Raw genomic sequence first — 19,846 nt, 5'->3', positions numbered from 1 at the left:
GGCCCGGCGGCAGGGACCGGCGGACCCGACCGGGGGCAGGACCGCTGCCTTTCCGTACCCCCCGTGCCGATCACCCCGGCGCCACCCGCCACTGCCCCCGCACTGCCCGCGCGGACCTGGACACCTCGTCCGCGCCCGCGGTCCACTGGGGCCGCAGCAGGCGTGCGCCGACGAGGAGGCAGCAGGTGCAGAGGTCCAGGCAGCGCACCGAGCGGAGCGAGGACCGGCGGCCGGCACTCGACCGGGCCGCCGCCCGGCGGGAGGACTTCGGAGGCGGAGCCGCCGTGCCGCCCCCGCTGACCGCCGCCGCGCTCCGCGCGGCGCAGCGCGGCGCGGGCAACGCCGCGGTGTCCGCCATGGTCGCCCGCCGCGCCCGCACCACGCCTGCCCCGGAGGAACAACCGGAGACCGGGGTGCACGAGGTTCTGCGCTCGGCCGGCAAACCGCTCGCCGAGCCGGTACGCCAGGAGATGGAGGCCCGGTTCGGGACCGACTTCTCCGACGTGCGGCTGCACACCGGCGGCGCCGCGGCCCGCTCGGCCCGCGCCATCGGGGCGCGCGCCTACACCTCCGGCAGCCATGTCGTCATCGGCGACGGCGGTGGCGACAGGCACACCCTCGCCCACGAGCTCACCCATGTCGTCCAGCAGCGCCGGGGCCCGGTCCCGGGCAGCGACACCGGGCACGGGTTCGCGGTGTCGGACCCGGGTGACCGCTTCGAGCGGGCGGCGGAGGCCAACGCGCACAAGGTCATGTCCGGGCCGGTACCAGACTCGCCGGACTCTCACGGCCGTGCGGAGCAGGACACGGCTTCCGGCACCGCTCCCGCCGTGCAGCGCCGTACCGCGGTCCCGCTGCGCGACCGGCTCGCCGAGGACGATCTGCCGGACAACATGGCCGAGGCCGTGAAGCGGTACGACAAGCTGAAGGACTTCGACCTCCAGGCGCAGATCAGGGAACTGGAGGGGATCCGGAGCCTGCTGCCGGACGGCCCGAGCACCGTCCGTGACGTCGTGGAGGGCGAACTGAAGCACGTCAACGGCGAGCTGGCGTCCCTCCGGGAGACACTGAGCACGCCGGACGGCCCCTACGACCTGATGACCCAGCAGGGACTGCTCTGGACGAACGAGGACTTCGCGAAGAACACCACCAACGTGGGCATGACCGGCAGGCCCTATTTCGACGAGCTCTCGAAGGAGAACCTGCAGGGGCTGCGCGAGGAGAACGCGGAAGCGGGCGACCCCGACTGGTACGCGGGGAAGCGGCGCGAGCTGGAGCAGGTGCTGAGCGGCTTCGTGGTCCGCCACTACGCCCCGAAGGAACGGATCGAGGGTGTGCTCAGAAGCGGACTGCAGTCGAGGGCGAAACTCGAGACCGACCACGGCGGCGGCGCGAACAACACGGACGAGTACGACGTCCACGTACTGGCCAACACCGGTTTCGTGTTCTTCTACGTCGAAGCACCCGAAAGCGGGTTCCGGGATTCACGCTTCGGGAAGGAAGCCCGGATCAGCCTCGGCCTGAAGGAGTCGGGGCTGCTCGGCAACGGCTGGGTGATGCTCAGCGACTTCTCCGCCCGGGAGTTCCCGACGTTGCTGGTGGAACGCACCGATCCCCCCGGGTTCAGGAGCCTCACGAAGAACGTGAACGGGTTCCTCAGGAACAAGGAGAACAAGAACTTCGAGAAACTGCGCGAGTTCAAGCGAGACCCGAAGCTCCCGGAAGCCGCGCCGAAGCCCCCCATGACCGCGGAACGCCAAGGCGAGCTGAACAGGATCCGGACCCAGATAGCCGAGGAGGCCAACGCCAGGCAGCGCTACACCGGGCCCGGCCGCGGGGCTCGGAAGCCCGTCCTGGAACGCCCGGAGCTGCTCCACCAGAACCTGCTGGTCGGTCCGGACATCATCCCCGGTCTGGTCGAACGGATCCTGGCCGAGGTGGCCCGGATCAGCAAGGTGGATCCGCAGGCGGGAGAGGTGCTGCGCGGCAAGAGCGCGAAGGAACTGGCGGCCTTCCTGCTCAAGGACGTGATCCGTCCGCAGGCCATGGTGCCGGGCTCCGTCCACGTCGACGAGGGGGACGTCGAGTACGCCTGACGCCGTCCCCGCGTCCCCCTTCGGCCCGGCCGGGGAGGAGCCGGGGCGTGAGCCGCCGGGCGCCGGACCCGTGGAGACGGGCAGACGGGCGGGCCGCGCTGCCCGCCCCTCACGCGTCGGCGGCCTCCGCCAGCCACGGCCCGAACTCGCCCGCCAGGACCAGCCGTCCCAGCTTGCGGTACTCCTGCGCGACCGCCCTGACCACCTGCCGCATCGTCAGCGGCCCGCCGGCCTCCGCCGCGAGGTAGGCGGCCGTCACCGCGCAGGCCCGGATCGAGCCGCCGGCCATCTCGAAGCGGTCCGCGCAGAAGGCGAGGTCCAGATCGCCGGCCCGGGGCAGCCTCCCGCCCAGGCACCGCTCCCACAGGGCCAGGCGCTGCCCGGCGTCGGGGACGGGGAAGTCGGCCACCACGTCCAGGCGGCGGGTGAACGCCTCGTCCAGGTTGGCCCGCAGGTTGGTGGTGAGCACCGCGATCCCGTCGAACGACTCCATGCGCTGGAGCAGGTAGGCCGACTCGATGTTGGCGTGCCGGTCGTGCGCGTCCCTCACCTCCGAGCGCTTGCCGAAGATCGCGTCGGCCTCGTCGAAGAGCAGCACCGCGTTGACCGCCGACGCCTCGGTGAAGATCCGCTCCAGGTTCTTCTCGGTCTCCCCGACGTACTTGTCGACGACCGTGGACAGGTCCACCACGTACAGGTCCATGCCCAGGTCCGCCGCGACGACCTCGGCGGACATGGTCTTGCCGGTGCCCGACTCGCCGGCGAACAGCGCGATCACACCGCGCCCCCGGCCGCCGCCGGGCCGCATCCCCCACTGCCCGAGCACCTGCTCGCGGTGGCGGGCGCGCAGTGCGAGCTCGCGCAGCCGCCGGTGAGTGGCCGGCGGGAGCACCAGGTCGTCCCAGCCGACGGCCGGTTCGATCCGGCGGGCGAGCCGGTCGAGTCCCGCGCCGTTCTGGGCCCGCACGGCGGCCCGCAGGTCGTCGGGGCCCACCGGGCGGCCTTCCAGGGCGGCGGTGCGGGCCGCCACGTCGGCGGCGCGGTGCAGCCGCCCGGAGTCCAGGCGGTGTGCGGCGACCGCCCGGGCCAGCGCCTCGGCGCCGTCGGCCGTGGAACCGGCCGTGGAGCCGGCCACGGGGCCGCCGGCGGCGGCCCGTTCCAGGGCGTGCCGCCAGCGCTCGGCCTGCCGTTCGGGGGAGGGCGCGGGCACGGTCACGGTGACGGGGGTGTCGGCCGCCCACGCCGGGTCCCAGCCGGTGGTGCCGTGCGTCAGCAGGGGGATCCCCCGCAGGGCCGCGCACAGCGCCCCCAGCGCGCGGGTCCGCTCCGCGGGATCGGCGGGCAGTGCCTCCAGCGGGCCGAGGACGACCCCGGCACCGGTCAGGCGGGCTTCGAGCGCGGCCACCCGGGCGAGGTGCGGTACGTCGGAGGGGTGCCGGGCGAGCGCCGCCGCGTCCAGGGCGAGCGGGGGCAGCCCGGCCGCGCGCAGGGCGGCGACGGCCAGGCCCGCCGCGTCTCCGCCCAGGCCGCGCAGGTGGACGAGACCGACCCCGGCCCGGGCCGCGGCCGCCACCCGGCGCGCCCGGGCCGCCTCGGCGGTCGGGTCCTCGTACACCTCGCCGAGCACCCCGGCGAGCCGGGCGTCGGGCCGGGTGTTCCCCAGCAGGTGCGCGGTGACCCGGTCGGGCACGCGCAGGACGCGGGACAGCGGCGGCCGTTCCGGCTCGGTGACCTCCACCAGGCCGCCCTCGACCAGGGGGGCTCCGGGGGCGAGCCGGAAGCGGGCGGGCGCCGCCGCGGCGAGCCCGCACAGTTCCAGGGCGAGCCCGACGGTGGGGCGGCGGCGCGTCAGGTCGTCGTTGAGGTAGCCGTAGAGCCGCTCGAACCGCGCGTCCAGGTCGGGCGCCACCGCGACCAGCAGCAGGTCCAGGTCCAGCGGGGACAGGCCGAAGTGACGGGAGAGGCCGTCCAGGACGGAACCGGCCGGCGGGTGCCAGGGGTCGCGGGGCGGCAGGTCGAGGCCGCCCGGCTCGTGAAGGAGGCGGGCCGCCGCCTCGGGGGTGAGGTACTGGCCCCGGTAGGGGTCGTCGGGGTCGGGATCTGCGGCGCGGCGGGACGCCACCGCGTGCCGCACCCGCTCCTCGACGGCGCGGAGCCGCGTCCACACGTGCTCCACGCCGTCGGCGCCGTCGGCGCCGTCGGGGACGGCCTCGGCGCCGGGCGGCCCGGGAGCGGCCCCGGGAACCGCTCCGGCAACGGGCCCGGCAACGGGTCCGGCGGTGGTCTCGGCGGTGGGGCCCGCGGTGTGCGTCACGGCCGGCGGTCCCCCCTGCGCCGTCGCCGGGCGGGGGCGGGCGGCCGCTCGCGCGGACCGGCGAAGCCCTCCGGTCCCGGATCACCCACCTCCGTGTAGCGCAGCCGGCGCCCCGCCGCATCCCCGTTCCCGTCCCGGACGGCGGAGCGCACGGCGAGCCCTTCGGTGACCGGTGGCGCGACGGCCTCGCTCACCCCGGCGAGCGGCGCCCTCACCCGTACCCCGAGCGACGCCTTCAGCTCCCCGCCGAGCGCCGACCACACATCCGAGGCGGCCGGCGCGTCGAGCCCGGCCCCGGCGGTGTCCAGGCCGACGGCCAGACCGAGTTCGGCGAGCGTGCCGGTGAGCAGCCGCGCGGGCAGGGTGTCGGTGGCCACCAGGCAGGCGAGCACCTGCGACAGCAGCCGGTGCTCGTCCTGCGGGCGGCTCGCCCACGCCGTGACCAGATACGTCAGCTCGAACCAGCGCGGCGGGGTGCGCCGCGCCACGAGCCGCCCGTCCGCGTCGTACACCTCTGCGGCACCGCTGCCGCGCCGGGTGGCGTCCTCGCGGATGTCGTACAGGAAGACGCAGACCGTCGGGGCGCTGCGGCGCGCCGCCCAGTCCCGGGTGGGGGCGTCGAAGACGATCTCGACGCCCGACGCCTCCAGTCCGGACTCGCCCAGCAGGCGGCGCAGCCCCTCGTCGACCTCGTGGATCACCGGCGGGCCACCGCGTCGGGCGGCTGCACACTGCCGCTGACCACCAGGAAGTCGGTCTTCACCGCCGAGAACCCGGGGCCTGTGGCGGTGATGGCGCGCGGTCCGCTCTGGTCCTTGGCGAGGACGAGCAGCTGGCCGATGAACGTGCCGTCCGGTTCCGGCACGGTCGGCGCCGCAGCCGCGGTGATGCCCGGCTTCCAGGTGAACCGCACCGGCACTCCCGGCGGGAAGTCCCTGCCCCGCACCGAGGTGACGAAGCCGGGCTTGCCGACCGCAGGGACCGCCACGATGCGCGGCCGGAGGATGCGCAGCCGCTGCCGGGCGGTGTTGTCGCGCCGGTCGGCGTCCGTCCCGGTGGTGGTGAGCTCGCCGGTGACGCGGCCGGTCAGCGCCTTGTCGGGGCTGAGGACGACCCGGACGACGGTGCTCGCACCCGGGGCCAGGTCCGGCAGGGCGCACACCCAGGAGCGGTCGCAGCCCGGCGGCGGCCCGTTGTGCGGGACGCCCCGGGGCAGGCCGACGCGCAGCCGCAGTCCGGTCGCCAGGGCGTTGCGGCCGTTGCGGACGGTGTACGTCACCACGACGCGCCCGCCGACGTAGCCGGGGTTCGGCTGGGCCGTGACGCGCACCCCGGGCCCGGCCTCGGGCTCGTCCGGTGCCGGTGCCGGGGGCGCGGCGGGCGGGGAGGGAACGGGTGGGGAAGGGGCGGGCGGGGGATCGGTGGGCGGCGCCGGAGGCGGGGCCTCGCGCACCGGCACCACGGTCCGGCCCGCGTTGTCGCCGGGCCGCGGATCCAGGACGGAGCCGGTGACCGACCAGTCCACCGGCGCCTCGCCGGGGACGGTCCCGGTGAGGGTGACGTGCACCGGGACGGTGGCGCCGGGCGGCACCACGCCGATGTCGCACTGGAGGGACGCGGCGTCGCAGACGCCCCCCGGCCGGGTCAGCCGGGTGATCCTTACGCCGGGCGGCGGTGCGACGGTCAGCCGGGTGCCGGGGGAGGCGGCGGGGCCGTTGTTCACGACGTCGACGCGGACCGTGGCGGAACGGCCCACTGCGACCTCGGGCACGGTGCCGGGCGCGCGGACCGCGAGGTCCACGGACTGCTGGACGGCGGGTTCCTTCTGCCGGCCCGGCAGACCGGCGGTGAGCGGGGTGAGGCGGCCGGACGCGATGTCCGCCAGGTACAGCTTCTCGGGGCTGTTGGCCGGAAGGGCGGCGCGCGAGCTGAGCACCAGCCTCCTGCCGTCGGCCGTCCAGGCGGCGTCGCGCGGCTGGAACGGTCCGGTGGCCGAGGTGTCCGGCAGCTCCCGGTGGCAGGAGCCGGGGAGATCGCGGGCGGCGCCGGGCAGCAGCACCCGGCAGTTCCCGCCCGACGGGGACGTCAGCAGGATGCCGTTGCGCTCGTCGGTCCGGCCGCCGCCGCTCTTGCGGTTGAAGGCGATGCCGCGTCCGTCCGGTGAGAACGCCGGGCTGTCGTCGATGACCTCGCAGTCGCCCGGGCAGATCGCGGCGCTCAGGTCGCGCTGCCGGTCCAGGTCGTCCACGGGCACGGTCCAGACGTGCTTGCTGCCGCCCCTCCCGCCGATCACGTGGTTGCGCGTGAAGGCCAGGGTGGTGCCGTCGGGGGACCAGGTGGGCTGGGCGTCGCCGGTGCGCTGCCCGCCCGGCGGGGTGATCTCGCCGCGGATCGCGCCGGTCGCCGCGTCCGCGATCAGGATGCGGCCGGGACCGGCGGCTTCCCCGACGCCGCCCGGCGAGGTCCGGGTGAAGGCGAGGCGCCTGCCGTCCGGGGAGAGCGTCGGGTCGGTGTCCCAGTCCCGCGGGCCGCGTCCCGCGAGCGGCAGGGGCGCCGCGCCGGTCCCGTCGGCGTCCGCCGTCCAGATCCGCTGGATGCGGCCGTCGGGGGTGTCCTCGAAGCGGGTCACCACGATCCGGCGGCCGTCGGGCGTGTAGTTCTGCCGCTCGGTCCACGGGTCGTACCCGGGGTCGGGCCGGAACAGCGGGTCCTTGGCCGGATCGGTCTCGGTGTCGGCCCTCGGGTCCTCCCTGAGGATCGTCAGCCCCAGGTCGCGGGGGTCGGCCCCGTCCAGCCGGACGTCCTGCAGCGTCACCGTGTGCGGGCCGGACGCCGAGGTGCGCTCCACCACCGCGCCGCCGCCGTCGAGCGAGCCGAGCCAGGTGGGCGAGCGCACCTCCCGGTCCTCGCTGAGCACCAGCGAGGGGACCCGGTCGGAGCGCGCGGGCACCCGGAACACGTGGTCCCAGTCGCCCTCGCACTCGCAGGTGATCTCCGGGCTCAGGAACAGCACCTCGTCCCCGCCGGGCAGCCACGCTGCCCCGTGGGCACGCCATCCTGCCTGCGCGCCCCCGAGCAGCGGCCCGTCGGTGCGCCCGTCCGTCACGCGCAGCCGGGGGCCGTTCTGCCCGGCGGCGGTGGCGGTGTACGCGATCAGGTCCCGGTGGGCGGGGTCGTCGGCCGGGTTCCACACCGGTTCGGTGGCCGTGCCGTCGGCGGGGTCGGTGATCCGGGAGGCGGGACCGCCGGCCAGGGGCCGCACGTAGATCTGCCGCCCGGCCGCCGGGCCGCCGTCGCCGGAGTACGCCAGGCGCCGCCCGTCCGGGGAGACCGTCGGGTGCTCCTCGTCCGAGGCGGTGTCGGTCAGCCGCGTCAGGCCGGTGCCGTCGGTGCGCACCAGCCACAGGTCGCGCTGTTTCCGGCCGCCCGGACCGCCGGGCTCGGCCGAGTCGAACACCACGGCCCGGCCGTCCGGCGTCAGCCGGGGGTGCGCGGCGTCCCGGCCGCTGGTGAGACGGCGCACCGAGCCGTCGGCGGACCGCAGGTAGATCTGCGGGTCCTTCTCGTCCCGGCGGCCGGCGAACACCATCGTGTCGCCGAGGGCGGAGGGCTGGACGTCGAAGTGGGCCGGGCCCGCACCGAACAGCGGTGTGCTGGAGGTGCCGCCGGTGACCCGGCCGAGACTGCGGTGCCGGGTGCCGGCGTACGCGACCCGGGTGCCCGCGCTGTCGGCCGACCGCGGCCGGGCCCCGGCGCCGTCCTGCCCGGATCCCTGCCCCAAGACCTGCTCGGAGGCCGCCGTGACGGTGAGCAGCGGGATCATCAGCAGCAACGACGTGCCGAGCCCGGCCAGGCGCCTCCGCCCGCCGGAGGCGGCGGTTCCCATCACAGTCCCCCTCGCAGTCCGATGCGGCATCCGGATGTGCCCCCGCCACCCTGCGGCGGCCGTGTGCGGCGCGGCAGGGCGGCGGGGCCGTGGCCGGGGGAAGCGTGTGGTGCGCTTTCGGGCAGTGCCGTGGCCCCCGGGCGCCGTCAGATCAGCCCGTTGCGCAGCGCGTAGCCGACGGCGTGGGCCCGGTTGCGCAACTGCAGCCGCGTGATGATCTCGTGCAGCACGTTCTTGACGGTCCGTTCGGAGTACGCGGTCTTGCGGGCGATCTCCGCGGTGTCCAGACCCTCCGCCACCAGGCGCAGCATGTCCGCCTCACGTGTGGTCAGCGTGGACAGCGACAGACCCCTCGGGTCGAGCGCCGAGCGCTGGAGGCCGCCCACGTGAGTGAGCAGCTTGCCGAGCAGGTCGCCGGGCAGCACGCCTTCGCCGTTGGCCATCGCCAGGATCAGGTGGAGGAGGCGGTCCTGGTCGGCGTCGGTACGCCGCAGCACGGCCGCCACGCCGCACTCGATGACGCGTTGGAGCGCGCCGGGCCCGAGAGTGCCGACCACGAGGCCGGCGCGGGTGGCGGTGTTGTGCCGCAGCCGGTGCAGCAGGGCGGCCACATCGTCGTCGACGCTGTCCACGACCACCAGCGACGTCTGGGCCCGCTCCGCGTCGGCGTCGTCGAGCAGGTCCACCTCCGGGCGCGAGCGTAACTGCTGGACGACGCCGACGCGCAGGACGGGATCGGCGGCGTAGACGGCCACGGTCACCCGGCCCGGGAGATCGGAACGTGAGGAGCGGTGCGCGGACCGGGGCTGGGCGGGCACATACGGTGTGGGGGCGTTCATGGGCGGGCTGCTTTTCTCTGAGCGGTGCATGGGAAGCTACCTGTTCCGTGAGTCCTGGGTCCGTGGGGAGGACGCGGGAACGGCACGACCGCCCGTGCGCTGCCGGCGCGGGGCGGCGGGGTGCCGCGGGCCTCGCCCTCCTCCGGAGGAATCGGTTGTCGTCCCCCGGGCACGACCATTGCCCGGGTGTTGCCCTCGCGCTCCTCGTTGAGCCCTCGGGAACGGTCCTACCGTGGCGGCGTGACGCCTTCCGAAGCCTCTTCCGGCCCCGGCGCGCCCGGCCTCGACATCCCGGCGGTGACGGTGGCACCGGGCGACACCGCCACGACCAGTGTGACGGTCCGCAACGACAGCGACATCGTCGAGGCGTACAGCCTGGAGGTCGTCGGGGACTGCGCTCCCTGGTCCACCGCCGACCCCCCGCGGGTCTCCCTCTATCCCGGCACCTCGCAGACGGTGACGATCCGTCTGGAGCCGCCTCGCTCCCCTGAGGTCCGGGCCGGTGAGACCCCCCTCGGGGTGCGCGTCCTGCCGGCCGAGCACCCCGAGGCGGTGCGGGTCCTCGAAACCACCGTGCACGTTGAGGAGTTCCGGGAACTGCACACGGAGCTGGCTCCGGGCCGCAGGCGCGGCTGGCTGCGGGGCCGCTACCGGCTGGCGGTGCGCAACCGGGGCAACACCCCCGTGCGGGTGGGGTTCACCCCCGGCCAGCCGGGCGAGGAACTGGGGTTCGCCTTCAGCCCGGCGGAGCCGGAGCTCCAGCCCGGCGAGTCGGTGGAGGCCGGGCTGAAGGTCCGTACGGGCAAACCGGTGTGGTTCGGCGCCCCGGTGGTGTGGCCGTTCACCGTGGAAACCGCCGAAGCCGGTGACCGGGAGACGGCGCGGGAGGACGCGACCGCCGTCCGGACGCCGCTGGAGGCGGAGTTCGTCCAGATCCCGGTCTTCCCCAGGTGGCTGCTCGTGGTGCTCGCGGCCCTGCTGGCGCTGTTGCTCGCCTGGTTCGCGCTGGTCCGTCCCGTGGTGCGCAGTGCCGCCCAGGAGGCGGCCGAGGAAGCGGCCGCAGAGGTGGTTCAGCCGCGTCCCACGCACGTCGGGGAGCAGGGCGGGCAGGCTCCCGGCACCGGCACCGGCGGTGGTTCGGACGCCCGCCCCGGCGGCCGGGACGCGCAGGCTCCGCCCGGTCCGGGCGATGACGGGTCGGCGGCCGGCGACGGCGTCCCGGGCGGCGCCGGCCGGCAGAGCTCGGCGACCATCGATCTGCAGACGTCCGCGGGGGAGACCAGGACCGGTACCTACCGGGTGCCGGCGAACAGCGTCTTCGGGGTCACGGACATCGTTGTCGCCAACTTCCAGGGGGACGAGGGGGTACTGACGATCACGTTCGGCGACCGCAAGATCACCACGATCGCGCTGGAGACCTTCCGCAACCAGGACTACCACTGGGTGACCCCAATCGAGATTCCCGAGAACGAAACCGTGACCGTGGAAGTGACCTGCGAGAAACCGGGCACACCGGCCACAGGCCGCCGGGCGCGGGGATGCCATGAGGTTCTGAACGTGAGCGGTGTGCTCAGCCGCACCACGGGGTGAACACACTTCACGAGACTATCGACCGGCGGCGGCCCGGCTGAACATCCGGATCTTGCCCTGTCTGGAAAACGATGAGCCGGGACCGAAAACCGGCTACGCCCGGGCGGGCGCGTTCCACCGCGACGCCGGCGCTTCGCCCGGCGGCCGGGCCGACCGGTTCAGGCAGCCGTCCGGGTGAACGTCATGTGCGTGACGCCGCTGGGGGAGGAGACGGTCTCGATCTCGTAGTCCTTCTCCATGCCTTCGAGCCCGTCCCACAGGCGTACGCCGCGGCCGAGCAGGACCGGAACCACCACCGTGTGCATGTGGTCGACGAGGCCGGCGGCGAGGAAGTCGCGGAGCATCGTGGGGCCTCCGCCGATGCGTACGTCCTGGCCTCCCGCGGCCTCACGGGCCGTCTCGAGCGCCTCCGCCGGTGAAGCCTCGATGAAGTGGAACGTGGTGCCGCCCTCCATCTCGACCGACGGACGCCGGTGGCGGGTGAGGACGAAGACCGGTGTGTGGAAGGGCGGGTTGGGGCCCCACGGGCCCTTCCACCGAGGGTCCTCCTGCCAGCCGGGCGGCCCGAACTTCCCGGCGCCCATGATCTCGGCGCCGATCCCCTCGGCGAACAGCCGGGCGAAGGCGTCGTCGACGCCGCCGGTCCCACCCGTCCGGCCGAGCATCGCGCGACCCCACCGCGTGGCGAACATCCACGTGTGCAGCCTTTCGCCGGCGTGGCCGAACGGTGCTTCGAGTGTCTGTCCTTCGCCGGTGGCGAAGCCGTCGAGCGAGACGGTGAAGCTCTGGACACGGGCGAGTGACATGACCTGTACTCCCTGCTGGTCGTCTTGGTGAGGGGTGATCGCCGGAGTGCCCGCCGTCACGGCGCCGCGCTGTACGGACGCTCATGGCCGGGCGGGCTCACCGCGCTTATCGTCGCGCGGGCCGCGCGGCCGCCGCCGGATTGACCGCGCACGTCGCGCGGGCGAGCCGGACGGAAGGGGCGAGGGCGGCTCCGCCCGCAGGCGCCTCCTCGGGGCCCGCCTGCAGAGGGTCCACCGGGCCGGGCGCCGGGGCGTGCGGACAGGGGCGAACAGGACTCTGCGCCGTCGCCGCCGAAGACAGCGGCAGGTCGGCGGCTCGGACGGGAAGACCCCGCGTGCCGCCTCCCCCGGTGGCCGGGCCGCCCTCCGGCTTGACAGGACCTCCCTAGCGGCATGCAATATATTGCATGCCAGTTCCGCAGAGTCGAGGACTCGTCTCCCGGCCCCTTCTGAGAGAGCGCGCCTACCGGGCGATCCGCGACGCCATCGTCGACGGCACCCTCGCGCCCGGGGAGCGCCTCCACGACACCGACCTGGTGGAGTGGCTGGGCGTCAGCCGCACCCCCGTCCGGGAGGCCCTGGCCCGGCTCGAACAGGCCGGACTGGTGCGGACCAAACCCGGCAGCCACACCCTCGTCAGCCCGCTGGACGCCCGCGCCGTCCGCGATGCCCAGTCGGTGGTGGCCGCCATGCACGAGGTGGCCGTCCGCGAGGCGGTGCCGAACCTGGCCACCGCCGAACTGGACGCCATGCGCGAGGCGAACGCCCGCTTCGCCGCCGCACTGCGCCGGGGCGACGTCGAAGGCGCGCTCGCCGCCGACGACGACTTCCACGCCGTCGCCGTCACCGCCTGCGCCAACCAGGCGGTGCGAAGCGTCCTGGAGCAGTACACGCCCGTACTGCGCCGTGTGGAACGGCTGCGCTTCTCCTCGCTGAGCGGGCGGGGGTCGGTGGCGCAGCACGAACGGATCACCGAGCTGTGCGCGGCGGGGGATGCCGAGGGCGCGGCCGCCGCGGCACGTGCCAACTGGCACACGCTCGTCCCCCTGCTGGACACCCTGCCCTCCGAGGAGTAGCGGCAGGGCGGCGGACCGGGCCGGCCTCGGCCCGCGACGACGGCAGCCCGGCCGCACCGGGCCGACCACGACAAGGAGCCCACCGTGTCCCTCGACGACTTCGAGCGGTACCCGCTGCTGTTCGGCCCCAGCCCGGTCCACCCGCTGGACCGGCTCAGCGGCCTCCTGGGCGGAGCCCGCATATGGGCCAAGCGCGAGGACTGCAACAGCGGACTCGCCTACGGAGGCAACAAGACACGCAAGCTGGAGTACCTGGTGCCCGACGCCCTGAGGCAGGGCGCGGACACCCTGGTGACCGTCGGCGGCGTGCAGTCCAACCACACACGGCAGGTCGCCGCGGTGGCCGCCCGGCTGGGGCTCAGGGCCCGCCTGGTGCAGGAGCACTGGGTGGACTGGCCGGACCCGGTCAACGACAAGGTGGGCAACATCCTGCTGTCCCGTGTGATGGGCGCCGACGTCGAAATCGTCGACGCCGGCTTCGACATCGGCTTCCGGGACAGCTGGCACCGGGCCATGGAGGACGTACGGGCCGCCGGCGGCACGCCGTACGCCATCCCCGCCGGGGCCTCCGACCACCCGCTGGGCGGCCTGGGCTTCGCCAACTGGGCCTACGAGGTGCAGGCGCAGGAGCGTGAACTCGGCGTCTTCTTCGACACGGTGGTGGTGTGCAGCGTCACCGGCAGCACCCAGGCAGGGATGGTCGCCGGATTCGCCGGCCAGGACCGTCCGCGCCGGGTGATAGGCGTCGACGCCTCCGCCGAACCGGCCAGGACGCGGGCGCAGGTGGAGCGCATCGCCCGCGGCACCGCCGAACTCCTCGGACTGGGGCGGGACCTGAAGGACGAGGAGATCACCCTCCTGGAGGGGTGGGCGGGCGAGAAGTACGGCGTTCCCGTCCAGTCGACCCTGGACGCCATCCGCCTGACCGGCCGCACCGAGGGGATGATCCTCGACCCGGTCTACGAGGGCAAGTCGATGGCCGCGCTCATCGACCTGGTGCGCGACGGCGACATCCCCAAGGACTCCAACGTCCTGTACGCCCACCTCGGCGGCCAGCCGGCACTCAACGCCTACAGCGGCCTGTTCCACTGACGAACCGGCCCTCCCGTGCGGTGGTGTCCCCGCCTCCCACCGGAGGCGGGGACACCACCGCGGCGGACCACGGCTTGCGGGCCATGCCGCGGTGGAGGCCGCCGGCGGTGGAGAACCGGCACACCGCAGTCCGGAACGACGGCCCTTCGCCCGGCGCGGCGCGGGTAAGGACCGCTGCTCCCGCCACCGCGTCCCGGGCGTCGTCGACACCGCCGGGCCCGGCTACTTGCCGGGGAGGGACGGGGGCTCGGGCGCCGACACATCGGGCAGGCTGTGGCCGCCTCCGGCCCGATGAGGCCGCACGTCGGAGACTTCGAACGTCAGTCGCCAGGTCGCCGGTGTCAGCACCCGCTGTGTCACCTGGCCGCGCGCCTTGCGGAACTCCCCGGTGCCTCCGGTGATCGCGTTGGTGACCGGGCCCGGTGCCGGAATCCCGGTCTGCTCGCCCTGGACGGTGATCTGTCCTTCCGGCAGCACCGCGGTCGACGAGCACTGTCCCGCGTTGCGTTCGGGGTCGGTGACGACGCAGAATCCGCCGAAGCGCCCGACCGGGCGTTCTTCCGGTCCCTCGGCCGACACCAGACTTCCGCTGAAGACGAACTGGTCGCCGGCACTGCGGCCCGCTGTGCCCAGATCCAGTTCCTCGCCGACCTGCAGCCGGGCCTCCACACGGATGGTGCGGCTTTTCGCCGGGGAGGCGTCGGCAGGGCGGGTCGCCGCGGTCACGGTCGTCTTCTGCGGGTCTGCGCCGGCCGACGCGGGTCCGACGAGAGCGAGCCCGGCAGAGCCGCCGAGAACCGCAGCGGCGAGGAACGCGAAGGGCCTGGCACTGAATCCCATGATCGCCTCCGTTTTCGAGGGAACGAACAGAATCAGGGTCTTTCGTGGCTTTCCGATGTGGATGTCGACGCCGCCGGACGGTGACGCATCGGGCCGCTTCCGGGAGGGATACGCACGAGCCGATATGGGGCCGTGGGTGAGGACGCGTGGGAGAGCCTGCGGCGTTACGGGGAGAGTCCGCCGTGCTGACTCCGCCCGTGTGACGGGTTCCGTCCGAATCGACCTGCTGCGAGGCCCCTGTGAAGGCTTCTCCGCGGCTCTTGGACGATCCGGGCGGTGATCGGTTCGGGCTGGTTCGGCGGCTCGCTGCCGCTGCTGTGGTCCATGCCGGAATGGGGTGTCCCGGCCCGGTGGCAGAGGAGCCACCGGACTTCTCGTCGAGTCAGGGGACGCCTCTTCAGCGGTAACGCTAACGGCAGTGACGGCGGCTCGCCCAGCAGAGGGCCGAGTTTGGGGCCGTTGGGGTGCATCCGCCGAGGGCGCTCCACGAGAGCCTGACTCAGCCACACGAGGAAACACGAGCCCTCGCGCCGCTGAAGCGCCGGGACCCCACCGGTCTCGCGGCGGCGGGTCTGTGACGGGTGAAGCCCTACCGCTCCTCGCGTCGGCGCGCGAGGTGGACGGTGATGTCGGCGACGATCTCGACCGTCCCGGGCAGTACTCGCGCGATCCGGCTGAACACCCGATCGCGCTTCGCGTCCGGCAGCACGAGATACGCCGAGACGGTCGAGAGCCGGCCGACGTAGTCGGAAGCACTCATCGTCAAACGCCGTTCGACGACCGACTGCCGTACATCGGTGAACCACGGGGACCGCCGGAGTTCCGTGCCCGGCCACTGCATGCCGCACCCCGAGGGCGTCCCGTCGGGGGAGGGGACCTCGTCGCTCTCCAGGAACGGTGCCCGTGCCGCGCGGACGGCCTCTTCCACAGCGGGGTCGGCCGGCCGGGCCGGTCCGCCGAACGAGGCGAACACGCCGCCCGGTTCCAGCAGCGCGGCCATGCGGGACCACCGGCCCTGCGGGTCCGTCCAGTGCAGTGACGCCGCCGCGTAGACCAGCCCGTACCTCCGTTCCGGTCGCAGGTCCTCGAACGCGGCCCGCACCGTCCTGACGTTCGGCGGCACGTGCTTGCGCAGTTCGGCCAGCATGGCCCCGTCAGGCTCGGTCGCGGTCACCGTGATCCCCTGTCGAGCGAACAGGCGGGTCGCCTTGCCCGTCCCCGCGCCGATCTCGAGGGCGGTCCGGACGGGCCGGCCCGCGTACGCCGTCACCGTGTCGACGAGTTCCGCGGGATATCCCGGGCGGAACCGCTCGTATGCTTCCGCGACCTCTCCGAAGCTCAGCGCGCGATCGGACATGCCGAGCATCCTGACAGAACCGCGCTGCCGGCACCCGGCCTTTCCGCGCCGTTCCGGCTGCCGGTGCGGCGGCGACGCGGTACGGCCGGGCCAGGCATCCGAACGGTGCGGGCGACCGGTGGCCGTCCTCCACGGCCGGCCGCCGACTCGCTTCACGGCCGGTCCGCGGCCCGCGCCCCGCGCGGCTGCGGCTCCCTTCCGGGAGGGGCCCGCCCCCGTGAGAGGAGGAGCGAGCCCCTTTCGCCCGGCTGATCGGCCGCCGCCGGCCGCAACGCCGCCCCAACGCCGCCGCGGACGTACAGCCGACCGTTTCCCGGCCTTCGCCGGCGCCGCCTGCACTCCCGTCTGCCATCTGCCGCCGCGGACTCGCCGGAGCAAGGTGACCTGCCGTCCGGCCAGGCTCCCGGTGGTCAGGCCGTCAGGAGGCGCACCGGATCGACACCGGCCGTGGTGTGCCGCTCGGCCCAGTTCTCCAGCGCCGAGCGGCAGGCGTGGTCCAGATGGTGCAGTCCGGACAGGTCCAGCTCGATCGGGCGGTCCTGGGGCAGGGCCTCCAGACTGTCGAGGATCTTCGGCAGCCGCAGGAAGGTCGCGTTGCCCGACAGGTGCGCCTGGATGGGACCGGCACCCTTGTCGACGACCTCCAGCTTGACGTGCGAGGCGTCCCAGGCGGTCTTGACGACCGACAGCACCAGACCGATCAGCACGCCCTCGAACATGTTCACGGCGACGATCGAGACGGCCGTGACCACGAGGATCAGAGCCTCGCCCCGGTTCCCCCGCCACAGGGCGGCGACCTGGCGGAACGGGATAAGTTTCCAGCCCGCGTGCACCAGGATGCCGGCGAGGGCGGGGATCGGGATCAGCGCCAGGGCCGAGGGCAGCAGTGCCGCGAAGACCAGCAGCCATACGCCGTGGAGCACCCGGGAGGCCTTGGTCCTCGCACCCGCCCGGACGTTGGCCGAGCTGCGCACGATCACCGCGGTCATCGGCAGTGCGCCGAGCACGCCGCACACGGTGTTGCCCGCGCCCTGGGCGATCAGCTCCTTGTCGTACCGGGTCCGGGGGCCGTCGTGCAGCCGGTCCACGGCCGCCGCGCTGAACAGGCTCTCCGCCGAGGCGATCAGGGCGAAGGCGAGGATGGTGCCGATGAACGCCGGATTGGCCAGCTCGGCGAAGGCGTCCGTCCCGGGCGGCTGGATCACGCCGAGCAGGCCCTGGACCTCCACCGTGGCGACCGGCAGGGAGAAGACCGCCGAGACGGCGGTGGCCAGCAGTACCGCCGCGAGCGCGCCGGGCACGGCCCGCACCCTCCCGGGCATCCGCTGCCACAGCACGACGACGGCGACGGTGCCCGCGCCGACCGCGAGCGAGGTGAGCGCCGAGGCGCTGCCGAGGGCGTCGGCCAGCGCCTCGGGCATGCCCAGGATCTTGCCGATGCCGCTCTCCGGGGCGGTGATGCCCGCGGCCGCGTACAGCTGGCCGGCGATGATGACCAGGCCGATGCCGGCGAGCATGCCCTCGACCACGGACAAGGAGATCGCCCGGAACCAGCGGCCGAGGTTGAGTGCCCCCATACCCAGCTGGAGCAGTCCGGTCGCCAGCACGATCACGCCGAGCGCGGGCAGCCCGAACTGGCCGACGGCTCCGAGGACCAGCACGGTCAGACCCGCGGCGGGACCGGACACCTGAAGGCTGCTGCCCGGCATGAGACCGGTGACGATGCCGCCGACGATCCCGGTGACCAGGCCGAGTTCGGCCGGGACGCCTGATGCGACCGCCACGCCGACGCACAGCGGGAGTGCCACCAGGAAGACCACCAGGGAGGCGGCGAAGTCCTGCTTCAGGTGGGGGAACCCGGTTGCGGCGCGCGTCCCGTCCGCCGCGCCCGTACCCGTCCTCACAGCGCCTCGAAGGTGTCGGTCTGCGGACGGTGGGCCAGGACCGTGCCGGTGTGCACCTCGTAGTACCAGGCGTGCAGGCTCAGTTCGCCGCTGCCGAGCCTCGCGGCCACGCACGGGTAGGACCGCAGGCGCAGCAGCTGGGTCAGGACGTGGTTCTGCACTCCCTCGGAGACGGCCGGGTCCTGGGGCTCTCCCTTGGGGCAGGGAGTGGCGTGGTGGAGCCAGTCGCGCACGGCCGGAACGGCGTCCAGGTCGTCGCCGCGGACCAGAGCGCCCACCGCGCCGCAGTGCGAGTGACCGCAGACGACGACGTCCTTCACGCCGAGCACCTCCACGGCGTACTCGATGGTGGCCGCCTCGCTGGTGGGGCGCTCGAACGTGTGGGGCGGCACGATGCTGCCCGCGGTGCGCAGCTCGAAGAGCTCGCCGGGGCGGGCGCCCGTGATCAGGGCCGGTACGACCCGGGAGTCGGCGCAGGTGATGAACAGCACCTGCGGGGCCTGGCCTTCGGCGTGTGCGGCGAATTCCTTCGGACGCCGCCCGAACGTGCGGGCATGGTCGATGAAGGGTTGCATGTGGGGAGTCCTCCTGGCGCGTCGTGGGGGCGCGTCGGGCACGCACGGTAGGGGTGCGGGATTGCCTCTCGCCTGTGTCGGCGGCGGAAGGCCTGAAGGGCCGTCGGCGGTCTGGAGAGGCGGGAGCGTGAGGCATCGGACACGGCCGGTTCGTGGTCGGCCACCGGGCTCCGGGTGGGGAGCGCGTGTTCGAGTGCCGGGGGTGCGGGGGCGGAGACGCGGTGCCGGCCGCGGGGGTGGGGCGGCTCGGCCGGGGCTCCGGATCCGTCACGGAAACGAGAAATCGCGTTCCCGTTGCGTGGGGCCTTTCCGCTTACCGCTATCCCCGGCTGCTAGGCCTTGGCCTTGGCATGACCGACGGTATGTGCGGAAGCGAACGGCGCGGGAAGGGAGGGAGGGGGTAAAGGGAGAACGGGGCGGCGGTGGTGAATGCGACCGCGTCCCATGGCTCCACACCTCGCAACATGCGCTCCTCTCCAAACGGCGCGTACTTCCCGGCCGGGCCAAGTGTTGGTCAAAGACCAGTCAAGAAAAACCTTATCCCGGTAAAGCGACTTGCATGAGCAAGTCGACACTTCCGGCCCAAGAGAGCCCGAAAACCGAGGGTCCGATGACGTGAATCCGTCCTGTCGCCCGCCGACCCCGGCCGTCGGACGCCCCCGGGCCCGGCAGGTCACACGCGCGGGCATCGGGCCGTGGCCGTCCGATCCGCTTCCCGCGCCGGCGCACGGACCACCGGGCCGGGCTCCCCGCCCGTGGCCGCATGCGGGAGGCCGCGATGATCCCGGAGCATCCGCACACGGTTCGCGCACAAGCGATGAGTTCGGGCAGTGGAACGGGTCTGCCCCGGCATGACCCGAATCACCGCCGACATCTCGATCTCTCTCGACGGCTTCGTCACCGGGCCCGATCCCGGCCCCGACAACGGCCTGGGCACCGGCGGCGAGGCCCTGCACACCTGGGCGTTCTCCGAGGACCCGGGCGACCGCCGGATCCTGCGCGAGGCCACCGCCCGCTCGGGCGCCGTCGTCCTCGGCCGCCGTCTCTTCGACGTCGTCGACGGGCCGAACGGCTGGGACGACACCTCCGGTTACGGCGCCGGCGAGGTCGGCAGGCCCGCGTTCTTCGTCGTGACGAGCTCACCGCCGAAATCGGTGCGGCTCACCGGCCTGGACTGGACGTTCGTCACCAGCGGTCTGCCCGACGCCGTCACCGCCGCGCGCGAGCGCGCCGAGGCGGCGTCCTCGGACAGCGGCGAGGACCTCGACGTCGTCCTCATGGGCGGCGGCGCCACGATCGGCTCTGCGTTCGCCGCCGGACTGGTCGACGCGCTGACGCTGCACCTCGCGCCCGTCGTGCTGGGGGCCGGGACGCCGCTGTTCACCGGCGGAGCGCCACGCACGCTGGTGCAGCGCGGCGTGACCGCGACATCGACCGTGACGCACCTGGCCTACGACGTCCTCCGGTGATC

General features: G+C 74.0%; 14 protein-coding genes. 5 read left to right on the top strand and 9 right to left on the bottom strand.

From position 1 onward, the window contains the following. Window positions 1–185: 185 nt before the first annotated feature. A complete protein-coding gene (locus tag QPK52_RS00260) occupies window positions 186–2,096 on the top strand; it encodes a DUF4157 domain-containing protein (protein WP_410534746.1) in 1,911 nt (636 codons plus the stop codon). A gap of 109 nt (window positions 2,097–2,205) precedes the next feature. On the opposite strand, the gene QPK52_RS00255 is transcribed toward QPK52_RS00260, so the two are convergent. The 4 genes from QPK52_RS00255 to QPK52_RS00240 all read right to left on the bottom strand — a co-directional run bounded on the left by QPK52_RS00255 (window position 2,206) and on the right by QPK52_RS00240 (window position 9,135). After that, a complete protein-coding gene (locus QPK52_RS00255) occupies window positions 2,206–4,272 on the bottom strand; it encodes an ATP-binding protein (RefSeq protein WP_410540145.1) in 2,067 nt (688 codons plus the stop codon). A 134-nt stretch (window positions 4,273–4,406) separates the two neighbouring features. Next, window positions 4,407–5,111 (bottom strand): DUF4255 domain-containing protein, encoded by a 705-nt coding sequence (locus QPK52_RS00250; protein ID WP_410534745.1) that lies wholly within the window; start codon window positions 5,109–5,111, stop codon window positions 4,407–4,409. After that, window positions 5,108–8,296, bottom strand: coding sequence for a hypothetical protein (locus QPK52_RS00245; protein WP_410534744.1), 3,189 nt, complete (start codon window positions 8,294–8,296; stop codon window positions 5,108–5,110). The genes QPK52_RS00250 and QPK52_RS00245 overlap by 4 nt, the downstream gene beginning before the upstream one ends. Window positions 8,297–8,442: 146 nt before the next feature. Continuing rightward, the gene (locus QPK52_RS00240) at window positions 8,443–9,135 is read right to left on the bottom strand and encodes a LuxR C-terminal-related transcriptional regulator (RefSeq protein ID WP_410534743.1); all 693 of its coding nucleotides are present in this window, start codon (window positions 9,133–9,135) and stop codon (window positions 8,443–8,445) included. Window positions 9,136–9,375: 240 nt separating this feature from the next. Here QPK52_RS00240 and QPK52_RS00235 point away from each other — a divergent pair, with 240 nt between their 5' ends. Continuing rightward, window positions 9,376–10,725: a hydrolytic protein gene (locus QPK52_RS00235; protein ID WP_410534742.1), complete on the top strand. Its 1,350-nt coding sequence runs from the start codon at window positions 9,376–9,378 to the stop codon at window positions 10,723–10,725. A 158-nt stretch (window positions 10,726–10,883) separates the two neighbouring features. Here QPK52_RS00235 and QPK52_RS00230 read toward each other — a convergent pair whose 3' ends face one another. Beyond that, window positions 10,884–11,531: a dihydrofolate reductase family protein gene (locus QPK52_RS00230; RefSeq protein ID WP_410534741.1), complete on the bottom strand. Its 648-nt coding sequence runs from the start codon at window positions 11,529–11,531 to the stop codon at window positions 10,884–10,886. Window positions 11,532–11,938: 407 nt separating this feature from the next. On the opposite strand from QPK52_RS00230, the gene QPK52_RS00225 reads away from it, so the two are divergent. Then, a complete protein-coding gene (locus QPK52_RS00225) occupies window positions 11,939–12,607 on the top strand; it encodes a GntR family transcriptional regulator (protein WP_410534740.1) in 669 nt (222 codons plus the stop codon). An 84-nt stretch (window positions 12,608–12,691) separates the two neighbouring features. Continuing rightward, a complete protein-coding gene (locus QPK52_RS00220) occupies window positions 12,692–13,699 on the top strand; it encodes a 1-aminocyclopropane-1-carboxylate deaminase (protein WP_410534739.1) in 1,008 nt (335 codons plus the stop codon). A gap of 222 nt (window positions 13,700–13,921) precedes the next feature. Here the strand turns inward: QPK52_RS00220 and QPK52_RS00215 are convergent, their stop codons facing one another. The 4 genes from QPK52_RS00215 to QPK52_RS00200 all read right to left on the bottom strand — a co-directional run bounded on the left by QPK52_RS00215 (window position 13,922) and on the right by QPK52_RS00200 (window position 18,375). Beyond that, complete coding sequence (locus QPK52_RS00215) at window positions 13,922–14,368, bottom strand: dirigent protein (protein WP_410534738.1); 447 nt, start codon at window positions 14,366–14,368, stop codon at window positions 13,922–13,924. 760 nt (window positions 14,369–15,128) lie between these two features. After that, window positions 15,129–15,896, bottom strand: coding sequence for a class I SAM-dependent methyltransferase (locus QPK52_RS00210; protein WP_410534737.1), 768 nt, complete (start codon window positions 15,894–15,896; stop codon window positions 15,129–15,131). A 410-nt stretch (window positions 15,897–16,306) separates the two neighbouring features. After that, window positions 16,307–17,800, bottom strand: coding sequence for a SulP family inorganic anion transporter (locus QPK52_RS00205; protein WP_410534736.1), 1,494 nt, complete (start codon window positions 17,798–17,800; stop codon window positions 16,307–16,309). Continuing rightward, on the bottom strand, window positions 17,797–18,375 hold the full coding sequence (locus QPK52_RS00200; RefSeq protein WP_410534735.1) for a carbonic anhydrase: 579 nt from the start codon (window positions 18,373–18,375) through the stop codon (window positions 17,797–17,799). The genes QPK52_RS00205 and QPK52_RS00200 overlap by 4 nt, the downstream gene beginning before the upstream one ends. Window positions 18,376–19,226: 851 nt before the next feature. Between QPK52_RS00200 and QPK52_RS00195 the strand changes: the two genes are divergently transcribed. After that, the gene (locus QPK52_RS00195) at window positions 19,227–19,844 is read left to right on the top strand and encodes a dihydrofolate reductase family protein (RefSeq protein ID WP_410534734.1); all 618 of its coding nucleotides are present in this window, start codon (window positions 19,227–19,229) and stop codon (window positions 19,842–19,844) included. Window positions 19,845–19,846 lie beyond the last annotated feature (2 nt).

The sequence above is a fragment of the Streptomyces sp. KL2 genome (genome assembly GCF_046529545.1).
Lineage (GTDB): Bacteria > Actinomycetota > Actinomycetes > Streptomycetales > Streptomycetaceae > Streptomyces > Streptomyces radiopugnans.
This window is presented reverse-complemented; position numbering and strand designations above follow the sequence as displayed.

What these genes read in the sequence shown, in the direction of transcription:
- QPK52_RS00245 (WP_410534744.1), bottom strand. Translation starts at nt 8,296, where the DNA reads ATGGGAACCGCCGCCTCCGGCGGGCGGAGGCGCCTGGCCGGGCTCGGC.
- QPK52_RS00240 (WP_410534743.1), bottom strand. Translation starts at nt 9,135, where the DNA reads ATGAACGCCCCCACACCGTATGTGCCCGCCCAGCCCCGGTCCGCGCAC.
- QPK52_RS00230 (WP_410534741.1), bottom strand. Translation starts at nt 11,531, where the DNA reads ATGTCACTCGCCCGTGTCCAGAGCTTCACCGTCTCGCTCGACGGCTTC.
- QPK52_RS00225 (WP_410534740.1), top strand. Translation starts at nt 11,939, where the DNA reads ATGCCAGTTCCGCAGAGTCGAGGACTCGTCTCCCGGCCCCTTCTGAGA.
- QPK52_RS00210 (WP_410534737.1), bottom strand. Translation starts at nt 15,896, where the DNA reads ATGTCCGATCGCGCGCTGAGCTTCGGAGAGGTCGCGGAAGCATACGAG.
- QPK52_RS00200 (WP_410534735.1), bottom strand. Translation starts at nt 18,375, where the DNA reads ATGCAACCCTTCATCGACCATGCCCGCACGTTCGGGCGGCGTCCGAAG.
- QPK52_RS00195 (WP_410534734.1), top strand. Translation starts at nt 19,227, where the DNA reads ATGACCCGAATCACCGCCGACATCTCGATCTCTCTCGACGGCTTCGTC.